Consider the following 13225-nt stretch of genomic DNA (forward strand, 5'->3'; position numbering starts at 1 on the left):
GCGCTCGCACACCTGCGCTTCGAACAACAGAGTGACGTCCGCGCACAGGGTCACTCTTGACCCTCAAGTCGCGTATGGTGTCTACGACTTGGCCCCCAAGGGCGACTACCGCATCGGGACCGGTCGCCCACTCCGGGAGGACTGCGGCATATACCAGAAGCACGACCGTATCGGGTGTTGCCAAATCCCTTACAGCGCGTCGCGGGCTGTGCGACAGTCGTAGCGGTCCTTCCCTCGCCGAGGTCGTACCGTCCCCGCATCGGAGTACGTCATGTCACCCCATCTCTCTGCGGACCGCCCCGCCGCCCAGCCGCCCCGGCGCGGCTCGGTCGACGCGCTCATCTCGCAGACGCGCCGCCTGCGCGGCGAGGTGGACGCCGTACGACGCGAGGCACCCGTGGACGAGGAGGACGCGCACGGACGCTGGCAGCGGGCCCTGTGCAATCTGGCCCTGCACCAACTGAACGACCTGGACGCACACTTGGCCGAGCTTCGGGACGGCCCTCCGGAGGTCCCCGACGCGCCCGCGGCCACCGCCGTCACCGAGAGCGCGCCGGCCGCGCCCCCGCAGGGCTCGCTGCTGAGCCGGGTGGGCAGTGCCGAGTGGAACCTGTTGACGGACGAGGCCAGTTGGTCCGGCGAGCTCTACCAGATCCTGGGCCGTGACGCCGCCGCTCCCCCGCTCACCCTCGACGAGCTGCCCTCGGTGATTGTCGACGAGGACCGGCCGATGCTGACGGCGATGGTCACCGACTGTCTCATCGACGCCAAGCCCATCGACGGGGAGTTCCGCGTCGTGCGCCCCGACGGCACGGTGCGGACCGTCCACATGATGGGCGAGCCCGTGCTCGATCCCGACGGCAGCACCGCCTCGATGTGGGCCGTGCTGCGTGACGTCAGCGAACTGCGCCGCAGCCAGCGGGTGGTGGGCGAGACCCGCGAGTCCCTCCGGCTCCAGCGGCAGGTCGCGCGGACCGAACACCGGCTCGCCCTCGAACTCCAGGAGGCCGTGGTGCCGCCCTGGCGCGGCTCCCTGCGTTTCCCGCGCAGCGGACCCGGGGCACTGGACGTGGCGGCCCACTATCTCCCGTCGTCCACCGGCGCGCCGATCGGCGGCAATTGGTACGACGCCCTCGAACTCCCCGGCAGGGAGACGCTGTTGAGCGTCGGCGATCTCACCGGCCACGGAGTCACCGTGACCTCGGGCATGGCGATGCTGCTCGGCGCCTTGCGCGGTATGGCGGTGGCGGGCACCCAGCCGGGTCAACTCCTCTCCTGGCTCAATCAGTTGATCGACTCCACCGTCCAGCCCGCCCTCGGCAGCGCCGTCTGCTGCCGCTACGTCCCCGCGACCCGCACCCTCACCTGGGCACAGGCAGGCCACCCCGCCCCGCTGCTGTACCGCGACGGGACGGGGCGTGCGCTGACCGCACCGGACGGCGTCCTGCTCGGAGCCACCTCCGGCGCCGTCTACGGGCAGGCCGAGGAGAGCCTCCGCGTGGGCGACCTGCTGCTCCTGCACACCGAGGGCCTGATCCCCCGGCACGCGGATGCTCCCCACCCGGACGAGGCCGGGGACGCGGGAAGGACGGCGGCCGTCCGGAAGCTGCTCGACCTGGCCCCACGCTTCGGCGAGGCCCGTACGGCACAGGACTGTATTCGGGTGATCGTCGAGGAGTTCGGCGGAGCCGAGCGCGAGGACGACGCCTGCGTGCTCATCGCCCGGATCGGATCCTGACACCCGCGGGACCGAATGCCGACACCCCCGGGACCGGCTCCTGGCAGCCCGGATCGGATGCTGACGGCCCGGACGGGATCCTGACGTCGGTGCCCGCTGTCAGACGCGTGTGCTGTCACCGCGCCTGGGCTTGAGCGAACCCTTCGGCAGCGCGAGTTTGATCTCCTCACGCAGATCGCTGATCTTCGGATAGCTGGAGTACTGCCCGGTGAGCCGGTACATCTCGCGCAGCCGGTCCCAGGTGCGATGGGAGGAGTTGGACCCCATCGACGTCAGAGCCAGTCGCGCGTAGCGGTCGGCCTGTTCGGGATCGTCGGCGATGAAGCAGGCCGACGCGAGCGAGATGTGGTCGAAGATCTTCGACCGGTCCCGCCCCGACTCCCGCAGCTTCAGGGCCTCCTTGGCGTGACGCTGCGCCGTCGCCGCTGCGGCCGGCTCGTGCTCGGCCAGGGTGCGGTAGGCGAGCGCCTGCATCCCGTGCATGTCGGCCTCGTCGAACAACTGCATCCAGCTGGGCGGCGGTACGTCACCGCGGTCGGAGACGAACAGGTCCTCCGCGATCCCCAGGGTGCGCCGCATGGCCTGGCCCTTGCCCATGGACGCCTGCGCCCAGGCCTCGATGGTGTGCAGCATCGCCCGTGTCCGGGGCAGCACCTCGTCACCCGAACCGGACTTGGCGAGCTTCATGAGGTCGAGCGCGTCGTCGGGCCGGCCCAGATGCACCATCTGACGGGCCGCCCGGGAGAGCGCCTCCCCCGCGCGGGGCCGGTCGCCGCCCTCCCGAGCGGCATGGGCGGCGATGACGAAGTACTTCTGCGCCGTGGGCTCCAGGCCGACGTCGTGCGACATCCAGCCCGCGAGGACGGCGAGGTTGGCGGCGACGCCCCACAGGCGCCGCTGGAGATGGTCGGGGTGCCGGTAGGAGAGCATGCCTCCCACTTCGTTGAGCTGGCCCACCACGGCCTTGCGTTGCAGCCCGCCACCGCGAGCCGCGTCCCAGGCCCGGAACACCTCGACGGAGCGCTCCAGTTCCTCGATCTCCTGCGACCCGATGGGGGCGGCCTCGTAGCGGTCGAACCCGGCGGAGTCGGCGTGCAGGGGGTCTTGGAACTGCGGAGCGTCGGCCGTCAGGGCCGGATCGGTGTGCAGCCAGTCGTGCATGGCAGTGCTGAGTGCGGATCCCGCGGCGAGCGCGGCACCCGCGCCCACCAAGCCGCGTCGGTTGAGCATGAGGTCCATTCCCGTGAATTCGGTGAGGACCGCGGCAGTCCGCTCGGGCGCCCACGGCACTCCGTCGGGATGTTCCACACTCCCGGCGGCGCCTTGCCGTTTCCCCGCGCGCCCGTGCCTGACCAGACCGAGGTCCTCGATGGTCACGACACGGCCGAGACGCTCGGTGAACAGAGCCGCCAGCACTCGCGGCACCGGATCGCGCGGGATCTCTCCCATGTCGATCCACCGCCGCACCCGCGAGGTGTCGGTCGCCAGCTGCGGGTGGCCCATGGCCCCCGCCTGCCGGTTGACCAGCCTCGCGAGTTCACCCTTGGACCAGCCGGCCAGGCCGAACAGGTCCGACAGACGAGTGTTGGGTTGTCCGTTCACGTCAAGCCCCCAGGTTCTCGGCTGATTTCGACAGTAACCGCCTGTCAGTTGCTGAGCGACTATTCGCCAGGGTTCGCCAGGGTGCGCCAGATGGTGTGCCAGTGGACGTCGGGTGTCAGGTAGGAACGCGCCACCCCGACCCGGTTGCCAGGGACATTCCCCAGGATGAACCAGGCGGCCGGGGCGGGCAGCGCGGCAACTCGCAGGCACACGAAGGGATCTGTTTCGCCCATGTACACAGCATCGTCCTCCGTGTCCGCTCCGCCCCGGTCGTTGCACCCCCGCCCGGTGGGCAGCGGCCCTTACCTCGACCCCTCGCGTCAGGCGGCCCCCGTGCTCGGCGCGGGCCGGACGCGGCGCGTGCCGGGGCTCGGCACCCAACCGCTCAGCGGGAGACTCGACTTGTCCGGCCCCCAGGGCGCCCAGCTGCGCACGGCGATCGCGTCGGTGCACCGGATCTGCCCGGAGTTCGCTCCGGTCCAGGTGCTGCGCCGCAGCGGACGCTCCGTGCTCCTCGTCGGCACGACGGGACGCAACACGGCGGTCGCCAAGTGTTTACTGGACCCCTCCCCGGTCTGGGCCGAGCGGATCCGGCACGAAATAGCTGCATACCGTCTGTTCGTCCGGCACCGCCCGCCTGTGCGGGTGCCCCGGCTGATCGCGGCGGACCCGGACAACTGCACCCTGGTGATCGAGCGCATGCCGGGCCGTGTGGCCGCGCTCCAGCGCCATCCCCTGGAGGCCCCGCCCCGCGCGGACATCCGCGCGGCGCTGAGCGCCATCTGCCGGCTCAACGCGTGGCGGCCGCCGGCCGGGACGTTCAACGCCCCGCTGGACTACGCGGAACGGATCTCGCGCTTCCACGAGCTGGGCCTGCTCACCGACCGGGACATGGGCGACCTCCAGAAGCTGGTGCACGGCATCGCCACGACCTCCGGCCGCCAGGGCATGGGCCAGTTCTGCCACGGCGACGCCCTCCTGTCGAACATCCTTCTCTCACCGGCCGGTCCAGTGCTGGTGGACTGGGAGCACGCGGGCTGGTATCTGCCGGGGTACGACCTGGCGACGCTGTGGGCGGTCCTCGGCGACGCTCCCGTGGCACGCCGTCAGATCAGCCAGCTCGCGCAGTCGGCGGGACCGGCGGCACGGGACGCCTTCCTGGTGAACCTGATGATCGTCCTCACCCGGGAGATCCGTACGTACGAGATGGCCGTGCAGCGGTCCCTGCACGAGGCGGCCCCGTCACCGGCGGGTCCGGCGCACCCGGGCGCCGCGCCGTCGGGCGAGGAGCAGCGCCTGCTGCTGCGGCGGCTGCACGACGACTGCCAGCTGGCCCGGCGGGCCGTACGCGCGGCGGTCGGGACGCGCTGAAGGGGGACGGAGGTCCGCGGAGCCGCCGGCACACCGGCACACCGGCGCACCGCGGACCTCCCTCGTGCACGACCCGCCGTTCGGGGCATTGGTCCACGCCACTGACGCCCCGCAGGCCGGGAGGCCGCCGCCACGAAACCCCCTCACCCCACGCTGACATGGGAAATCGCCTCCTCCTGCGCATGATTGACGGATCGTCGGAGAGCCGGTAGCACTGACGCGTTCGGCTCTCGCACGCCCCACCGCGCCCGACCGTCCCAGGAGGCTGTTTTGCACCGGTCCGCCACCGACCCCAAGGGCTCCAGCACCAGGCACAGACGCGCGCGCAGATCCGCAGGAGCCGTCGCCTCGGCGGCGCTGCTGCTGCCACTGCTCGGCGCGGCCCCTTCCAGCTCGGCCGAGGAGGCGCCCGCGACCACGTTGCAGCGGGCGTTCGCCTCCGCGTCCGCCGAGTACCACGTTCCGCAGAGCGTCCTGCTCGCCGTGTCCTATCTCCAGTCCCGCTGGGACACGCACGCCGGCGCCCCGAGCGTCACCGGCGGCTACGGCCCCATGCACCTGACCGACGCCCGCACCGCGATCGCCGCGAGCCCGCATCACAGCGACGGCACGGAGGACGCCCGCGGCGACAGCTCGCGCGGCGCGCTCCTGCCCGACACGCGGGTGCCCACGGACTCCCGGCTCCCGGCCCGGCTCAAGACCCTGACGAAGGCCGCGGGCCTCACCGGCCTGCCGGCGGAGCGGCTGCGCACCGACGCGGCGGCGAACGTCGCGGGCGGCGCGGCGCTGCTGGCCGCAGCGCAGCGGGACCTCGGCGAGCCGCTGAGCGAGGACCCATCCGACTGGTACGCGGCGGTGGGACGTTTCTCCGGGGCCGACGACAGCGCCACCGCGGCGGCCTACGCCGACGACGCGTACGCCGTGATGCGCTCCGGCGAGCGGCGCACCACGGACGCGGGGCAGCGGGTGACGCTCACCGCCAGGCCCGGGCTCAGCCCCGACACCGCCCAGCTGCGCCACGCGGGGCTGCGGACGGTCTCCGCCGACGGCACCGAGTGCCCGCGGTCCGTGTCCTGCGAGTGGATCCCGGCCCCGTACGCGGAGTTCGGCGAGGGCGACTACGGCAACCACGACCTGGGCGACCGGCCCGCGTCGCAGAGCATCAAGTACATCGTCATCCATGACACGGAAGGCACCTGGGACGGTGTGCTGAACCTCGTCCAGGACCCGACCTATGTGTCGTGGAACTACACCCTGCGCTCGACCGACGGGCACATCGCCCAGCACGTGAAGGCCAAGGACGTGGCCTGGCACGCGGGCAACTGGTACATCAACGCCAAGTCGATCGGCCTGGAGCACGAGGGTTTCCTCACCGCGCCCGACACCTGGTACACCGAGGAGATGTACCGCGCCTCCGCGCGTCTGGTGCGCTACCTCGCCCGGAAGTACGACATCCCGCTGGACCGCCAGCACATCCTCGGGCACGACAACGTACCGGGCCCGACGACCTCCACCATCCCGGGCATGCACACGGACCCGGGCCCGTACTGGGACTGGCAGCACTACTTCACCCTGCTCGGGCACCCCTTCCACCGCACGTCGGGCAAGGGCGGCGACCTGGTGACCGTCCTGCCCGACTACGACGAGAACCAGCCGCTGTACACGGGCTGCGTCACCGCGGGCCAGCCCTGCGCCGCGCACGGCTCCAGCGAGGTGCGCCTCTACTCCCAGCCCGACGAGAGCTCGCCGCTGATCCAGGACATCGGTCTGTACCCCAAGGGCGACGCCTCGACGACCGGCGTGAACGACGTCGCCTCGCGTGTCTCCACCGGTCAGCGGTACGCGCTCGCCGGCCGGGACGGCGACTGGACGGCGATCTGGTACCTGGGCCAGAAGGCCTGGTTCAAGAACCCGCGCAAGCAGCCGACCGCGGTGCGGGCGTCGGGTCCCGCCGTGACACCCAAGGAGGGTCTGGCGGAGATCCCGGTCTACGGCAGGGCGTACCCGGAGAAGGAGGCGTACCCGGCGGGCGTGCCCGCCCAGGCCGTCTCGCCCCTGCCCTACAAGATTCTCGCGGGCCAGCGCTACGCGGCCGGTGACGAGGTGCCCGGCGAGTACTTCTACTCGCCGACGTTCGACACGACGTCGCACCGGGTCGTGATCGGTACGGACATGTACTACGAGATCCAGTTCGGGCACCGGGTGGAGTTCGTACGGGCCGCGGACGTGGACCTGGTTCCGTAGTCCGGCCGGAGGTTCGGCGCCGGGTCCCAGCGGGGCGGATCCGGCGTCCGGACCGCCGAAGGCAATGACACCGGCAACCGACCAGGGAAAGGGCCACGGAGAACAGGTTCGGCCGCGCTCGTGACAGTTAACGACATGTAACCGCGCGCCTGCTCTCCGTGCGCTCTGATGGGCCGTTCACGGAACACGGCACACCCTGGGGCAGGCATGGGCAACTTCGTCAACGAGACTTCAACGCGGTCGGCCGGTGCGGCGGCCCCCCGCGGGTGCGCGTGCGGTGGCGAACCGCGCAACGACCCGCCGACGGGGGCCGAGGAACGGTTTCGGGGTCTGCTGGAGGCCGCGCCCGACGCCATGGTGATCGTCGACGACACCGGAACCATCAGACTCGTCAACGCCCAGACCGAGGCCCTCTTCGGGTACACCCGCGAGGAGCTGCTGGGCCGCCCCGTGGAACTCCTGGTCCCGGCCCGCTTCCGGGCCCACCACACCTTCCACCGCGACGGGTACGCCAACAACCGCCAGGTACGCCCGATGGGCGCGGAACTGGAACTCCACGGGCTGCGCAAGGACGGCACCGAGTTCCCGGTCGAGATCAGCCTCAGTCCGCTGGAGACCGCCGACGGGCTCCTGGTCTCCGCCGCCGTCCGGGACGTCAGCGACCGCAAGGCCGCTGAGGAAAGGTTTCGGGGTCTGCTGGAGGCCGCGCCCGACGCCATGGTCATCGTCGACGACACCGGAACGATCAGACTCGTCAACGCCCAGACCGAGGCCCTCTTCGGCTACCGGCGCGAGGAACTGCTGGGTCACCCCGTCGAACTCCTCGTGCCCGGCCGCTTCCGCGCCCAGCACCACCTCCACCGCAAGGGCTACTCGGACAACCGCCAGGTACGCCCGATGGGCGCCGGACTCGAACTCCACGGGCTGCGCAAGAACGGCACCGAGTTCCCCGTCGAGATCAGCCTCAGCCCGCTGGAGACCACCGACGGACTCCTGGTCTCCGCCGCCGTCCGCGACGTCAGCGAGCGCAGGCGCGCCGAGGCCCGGATCAACGAACTGGCCGGACTCGTCGAGTCCTCGCAGGACGCGATCCTCGCCAAGACCCTGGACGGTCACATCACCTACTGGAACGCGGCGGCGCAGCGGCTGTACGGCTACTCGCGGTCGGAGGTCATGGGCAGGCACGTGTCCCTGCTCGCGACCACCGAGCGGCGCGGCGAGATCGACACGCTCCTCGACCGGCTGCGCAGCGGTGAGAAGGTCGAGCACTTCGAGACCCTGCGGCTGACCCGCTCCGGTGCCCTGCTGGACGTGGACATCACGCTGTGGCCCACGCGTGACTCCGACGGCACGGTGATCGGCGCGTGCGCGATCGTCCGGGACATCAGCGACCGCAAGAAGGCCGAGGCGGAGCTGACGTTCCTGTACGAGCAGCAGCGGCACATCGCGCTCACGCTCCAGCGCAGTCTCATGGGCACCCCGCCCGCCATCCCCGGCCTGACGACCGCGAGCCGCTACCGGCCCGCCACGCAGGGAGCGGGCGTGGGAGGGGACTGGTTCGACCTGATCCCGCTGGGCGCGGGGCGGGTCGGGGTGCTGATCGGCGATGTGATGGGCCGCGGTCTGGAGGCCGCCGCCGTGATGGGCCAGCTGCGGTCGGCCGCGCACGCGCTGGCCAAGACCGGTATGCAGCCCCGGCAGTTGATGCAGGCCCTGGAGGCGGTGGTCGGCGATCTGGATGTGCCCGACCAGCTCGTGACCTGCTGCTATCTGGTCATCTCCGCGGACGCGGGCGAGGTGACGCTCTGCTCGGCCGGGCATCTGCCGACCCTGGTGGCGACGCCGGGTGCCGGCGCCCGGCCGCTGCCCGCGCCGGTGAACGCGCCGCTCGGTGTCGGCGGCATCCTCTACGAGCAGGCGACCTCGGTGATCCCGCCCGGGGCGACGCTCGTCCTGTACACCGACGGTCTCGTCGAGACGCCCGGCAGCGACATCGAGGACCAGCTCGCCGCGCTCACCACGACCCTCGGCGACCTGTTCACCGTCGCGCCCGATCTGGAGGACGCCTCCGACCATGTGCTGTCCGCCCTGCTGCCGGACTGCGACGGACACAACGACGACGTCACGCTGCTGCTCATCCGGCTCCCCGAAGGGCCCCTGGCCACGCTCAGCACCGATCTGCCCGCGGTGCCGGAATCGGTGCCCGAGGGCCGCGCCTTCCTCGGCAAGGCACTGACGGCCTGGGACTGCCTTCCCGCGGGCGACGACGCCCGGCTCCTGCTGTCGGAGATCCTCACCAACTCCGTGCAGCACGGCCAGGGACCCATCGGCCTGCATCTGTGCCGTACCGCGACCGATCTGACCGTGGAGGTCAGCGACCGCAGCCCGCATCTGCCGCAGCCCAGGACGGCGACCGAGGAGGAGGAGTCGGGACGCGGCCTGATCCTGGTCCGTGCCCTCGCCGACAACTGGGGCGTTCGCCCGACGGACGCGGGCAAGACCACCTGGTTCACCCTCAAGCTGTGACGTCAGGCGGGGAGTTCGGCCTCAGCCCTGCTGGAAGAGTTCCGCGGGCAGGGGCTTCAGGAGCGCGTACAGGTCGTCCGTGATCGGGCGGTCCCAGGCGGCGATGGTCACCAGGACGTTGTCGCTGCGGTCGAACTGCACGCAGGAGATACGGGTCTCGGAGAGCTTGAGCCGGCGCACGATCAGAAGGTTGTCGCCCTGCATCACCGGCATGTCCTCGGTCCCGGTGACGGTCACCTCCTCGTTGTTCTCCAGCGCGATGAGCAGCTGGGCCACCTCGAAGGGGACCTCGTTCTCGGCGACGTCCCGGGCCTGGGAGCCCTCGGGCAGATTGCCGATGATCATCGCGGGACCGCGGCCGCCGAACAGGTCGTAGCGCAGGAAGACGCCCTGGCAGCTGCCGTCGGGGGCGGGCAGCAGGCCCGCGCCGAGATTGCCGGGCCAGTCGCCCGGATCCATGGCCAGAACATCGAAGTCGGGCCCGGCGGGCGTGGCGCTGCGGCGGCGGAGGAAGGACATGCCGCAATGGTACGTGCACGGGCGCGTGGCGGGCCCCACGGGAGCCGGGCGCAGCGGGCCCGCCGGCGCTGCGCGGACGGGTCCCGCGAGCACCGGGCGTACGGCTCGCCCGAGCCGTGTGCGCACGGGTCACGCGGGCACCTTGCGTACCGGTCCCGCGAGCCCCGTCCGCCCGGGTCCGCCGGGCGGGCCGCCGGTGTCAGGAGATGGCCTGGTCCCCCAGTGCCGCCTCGAGTCCTCTGCGGTCGGTGCCGACCTTGCGGTAGACCGCGGACAGGAGCCGGGCGACGGTGTGCTCGTCGACGTGCAGTTCCTGGGCGATCTGGGCCGGGGTCCGGTCCCGGACGGTGAGCGCGGCGGCGGTGCGCTCACGGGCCGTGAGCGTGTCCGTCTCGGTGCTGTGCAGCCGGCGCGGCCGCAGTCCCGCCGAGGCCAGCTCCTCGCGGGCGTCCTCGATCAGTCCGTCGGCACCGCACTGGACCGCCGCGTCAAGACCGCGGTACAGGTGCTCGGCGGCCTCCCGGGGGCGTCCGGCGCGGCGCAGTTCGGTGCCCAGGGCGACGAGGGAGCACGCCAGTTCGTAGGCGGCCGGGGAGCGCTCCAGATGGCCGACGGACTCCTCCAGGAGCGGGACGCGGTCCGGCGCGGGCGAGACCTCGGCGGCGACGCGCAGGGCCTGGCCGATGGTGGAGGGAGCGCCGTACTGGCGGGCGCGGTTCACCGCCTCGTGCGCGGTGGCGGCCGCCCGTTCCGGGGCGTCGTGGCTCTCGGCGCGGGCGAGATGGAGCTGCCAGGGGCACCAGGCCGGGTTGCGCATGCCGCGCGGGTCGAGGCGGCGGCCCGCGGACGTGAGCTCGGCGGCGGCTTCCTTGGTGAGTCCGCGGGCGAGCAGGAGTTCGCCGTACACGGTCTGGGCGTCGGGGAAAGTGACGGCCGCCGAGAACGGCGCGTGGAAGGCGTAGGCCTCGCCGGTGCGCGCGGCCTCCTCGACCTGGCCGCGGGCGAGCAGCACCTGGATGAGGGTGCCCACCGCGTACCAGTGGACGGGTGTGCCGGGCCCGACGCGTTCGGCGAGCCTGAGTCCGGCGCGGACGAAGTCCTCGGCCTCGGCGAGGCGGCCGCGGCGGAAGCGGACGTAGCCGAGGATCGTGTAGCCGAAGGAGAGGTGGGCGCCGTGCCAGCCCTGGGACTCGAAGTCGGCGATCCCGGTGGCGAAGAGTTCTTCGGTGCGGCCGGGCCGGTCGGCGTACATGAAGGTCATGGCGACCAGGACCGGGACCTCGAAGCCGCGGTCGGCCTCGGCCCAGCCGAGGCCGCCTGCCAGGGCGCGCTCGGCGTGGTGGAGGGCGACGGGGGCGGGTTCGCCGCGCAGGGTGGCGTCCCAGGCGCGCAGTCCGATGACGTAGCGCTCGGTGAGGTCGTGTCCGGTGAGCCGGTCGGCGAGGCGGGCGAGGCGCCGGGAGCGGGCGGGCGAGTCGGGCTCGTCGGCGCGGAAGGCGTCCCACATGAACTGCTCGGACTGCATGCGCAGCCGTACCCGGGCGTCGCCGGTGACCGGGATCTCGCGGGCGAGGGTCTCGGAGGCCTCGGCGAGGCGGTCGCTGTGCGCGAGCACCTGGGAGAGGCGGTAGACGATGTTGTGGCGCAGCTCGGGGTCGGTGATCGGTTCCTCTAGGGCGGCACGCAGGTGGTTGACCGTCGTTCCGGGCTCGGTGAGCAGGGACGCGCAGCCCAGTTCGTACAGGACGGCGGCGCGGTCCTGGAAGGGCGGCGGTTCGCGCAGGGCGCGGGCGAGGTAGCTGCGGGCGGCGTCGGGGGCTCCGGCGCGCTGGGTCTCGCGGGCCGCGGCGCGCAGCTGCTGGACGATCCAGGTGTCGCCGTCCGGGTGGGTCTCCATGAGGTGGCGGGCGGCGGCGGCCGGGCCGAGGCCTTCGTCGATCACGCACCAGGCGGCCTGGCCGTGCAGGGCGACGCGGACGCTGCCGGGGATGTCACGGTAGACGGCGGTGGCGATCAGCGGGTGGACGAATTCGAGGGGGTCGGCGCCGGTCAGGATGCGGGCGGTGCGCAGGGCGTCCGCGGCGTCGGCCGCCTCCTCGGAGCCGAGCCCGGCCACGGCCGCGGCGAGACCGGGGCGGATCTCGGTGCCGAGCACGGCGCAGGCCCAGGCGAAGCGGACGGTCGCGGTGCCCAGGCGTTCGAGGCGGGCGACGATGCCGCTGCCCTTGACGGCGGCGGCGAGGTCGCGCAGGAGGTGCGCTCCGTCCTCGGTCGGGGTCAGGCCGCGGTCGAGGACCTTGGCGGTCAGCTCGACGGCTTCGAAGGGGTTGCCCGCGGTGACCGCCCAGCACTCGCGGCAGAACGCGTCGTCGGCCTGGGTGCCGAGGTCCTCCCTGACGAGCCGGGCGACGGCCGCTGCGCTGAGCGGTTCGAGGCCGATGGGACGTTGTCCCGCGCGACCGGGCAGGCCCCTGAACGCCTCGGCGTGTTCGGGCAGTTCGTCCGGGCGGTAGGCGACGACGAGCAGCAGCGGGAGTTGCTCGGCGCGGGGCGCGAACGCGGCGAGCCAGCTGAGTGATTCGGCGTCGGCCCAGTGGGCGTCGTCCAGGAGGAGCACCATGGGGGCGCGCTGCACGGCGAGGTGGGTGAGCACCCAGTCGAGTCCGGCGCGCAGGCCCTGCTGATCGGGCGGGGCGCCCTCGGACGGGGCGCAGAGACCGAGCGCGGGGCCGACGATGGCGTACCAACTGCCCAGTGAGGCGCGGAGTTCGGCTTCGGAGAATCCGGCGAGCTGCGGCTGGAGGAGCTGCCGGGCGACGTGGAAGGCGACGCGCTGCTCCTGTTCGCCGCCGCGCGCGCTCAGTACGGTGCAGCCCTTGGCGGTGGAGCGCCGGCGGACCTCGCCGAGGAGGGTGGTCTTGCCGATGCCGGCGCGTCCGGCGAAGGCGAGGAGCGCGCCGCGGGATCGGCCCGGCGGCTCGCCCGGTTCCCGGCGCAGGCCGACCAGGTCGCTCAACGCCTCGTCGGCGGCGGAGAGTTCGCTCTCGCGCTCGAAGAGCGTCCGACGGCTGCGAAGGCTGCGTTGCCCCATGACCACCCCCTGCCACGATGGCGCGTCCGCGCGGGGAGCGGATGCGCACCGTGACCTACAGGCACCTCAGCGTACGCCCCGATCATCCACGGGGCAGCCCGTTCGCGCGCTCCTGCTGGGAACCTCCTCGGCGG

The 13225-nt window shown here is 72.4% G+C and carries 7 protein-coding genes; 4 read left to right on the forward strand and 3 right to left on the reverse strand.

Annotated features, from left to right (window positions below; all coding sequences use genetic code 11):
- Positions 1–271: 271 nt before the first annotated feature.
- On the forward strand, positions 272–1738 hold the full coding sequence (locus WJM95_RS01695) for a SpoIIE family protein phosphatase (protein ID WP_339127647.1): 1467 nt from the start codon (positions 272–274) through the stop codon (positions 1736–1738).
- 99 nt (positions 1739–1837) lie between these two features.
- Here the strand turns inward: WJM95_RS01695 and WJM95_RS01700 are convergent, their stop codons facing one another.
- A complete protein-coding gene (locus WJM95_RS01700) occupies positions 1838–3340 on the reverse strand; it encodes a hypothetical protein (RefSeq protein ID WP_339127648.1) in 1503 nt (500 codons plus the stop codon).
- Between the two features lie 231 nt (positions 3341–3571).
- Here WJM95_RS01700 and WJM95_RS01705 point away from each other — a divergent pair, with 231 nt between their 5' ends.
- The 3 genes from WJM95_RS01705 (at position 3572) to WJM95_RS01715 (ending at position 9481) form a co-directional block, all read left to right on the forward strand.
- Positions 3572–4711 carry an aminoglycoside phosphotransferase family protein gene (locus tag WJM95_RS01705; RefSeq protein WP_339127649.1) on the forward strand — a complete coding sequence of 380 codons (1140 nt, stop codon included), beginning with the start codon at positions 3572–3574 and terminating at the stop codon, positions 4709–4711.
- 270 nt (positions 4712–4981) lie between these two features.
- The gene (locus WJM95_RS01710) at positions 4982–6955 is read left to right on the forward strand and encodes a peptidoglycan recognition family protein (RefSeq protein WP_339127650.1); all 1974 of its coding nucleotides are present in this window, start codon (positions 4982–4984) and stop codon (positions 6953–6955) included.
- Positions 6956–7162: 207 nt separating this feature from the next.
- Positions 7163–9481, forward strand: a complete 2319-nt coding sequence (locus tag WJM95_RS01715) for a PAS domain S-box protein (protein WP_339127651.1) — start codon at positions 7163–7165, stop codon at positions 9479–9481.
- Positions 9482–9502: 21 nt separating this feature from the next.
- Here the strand turns inward: WJM95_RS01715 and WJM95_RS01720 are convergent, their stop codons facing one another.
- Positions 9503–10000, reverse strand: a complete 498-nt coding sequence (locus WJM95_RS01720) for a hypothetical protein (RefSeq protein WP_339127652.1) — start codon at positions 9998–10000, stop codon at positions 9503–9505.
- A 199-nt stretch (positions 10001–10199) separates the two neighbouring features.
- The gene (locus WJM95_RS01725; protein ID WP_339127653.1) at positions 10200–13091 is read right to left on the reverse strand and encodes an AAA family ATPase; all 2892 of its coding nucleotides are present in this window, start codon (positions 13089–13091) and stop codon (positions 10200–10202) included.
- Between the last annotated feature and the right edge of the window lie 134 nt (positions 13092–13225).

Source organism: Streptomyces sp. f51 (assembly GCF_037940415.1).
Lineage (GTDB): Bacteria > Actinomycetota > Actinomycetes > Streptomycetales > Streptomycetaceae > Streptomyces.

Bases quoted from the DNA above. Each gene is read 5' to 3' on its own strand.
- WJM95_RS01715 (WP_339127651.1), top strand. From the start codon at position 7,163: ATGGGCAACTTCGTCAACGAGACTTCAACGCGGTCGGCCGGTGCGGCG.
- WJM95_RS01720 (WP_339127652.1), bottom strand. From the start codon at position 10,000: ATGTCCTTCCTCCGCCGCCGCAGCGCCACGCCCGCCGGGCCCGACTTC.
- WJM95_RS01705 (WP_339127649.1), top strand. From the start codon at position 3,572: ATGTACACAGCATCGTCCTCCGTGTCCGCTCCGCCCCGGTCGTTGCAC.
- WJM95_RS01725 (WP_339127653.1), bottom strand. From the start codon at position 13,091: ATGGGGCAACGCAGCCTTCGCAGCCGTCGGACGCTCTTCGAGCGCGAG.
- WJM95_RS01695 (WP_339127647.1), top strand. From the start codon at position 272: ATGTCACCCCATCTCTCTGCGGACCGCCCCGCCGCCCAGCCGCCCCGG.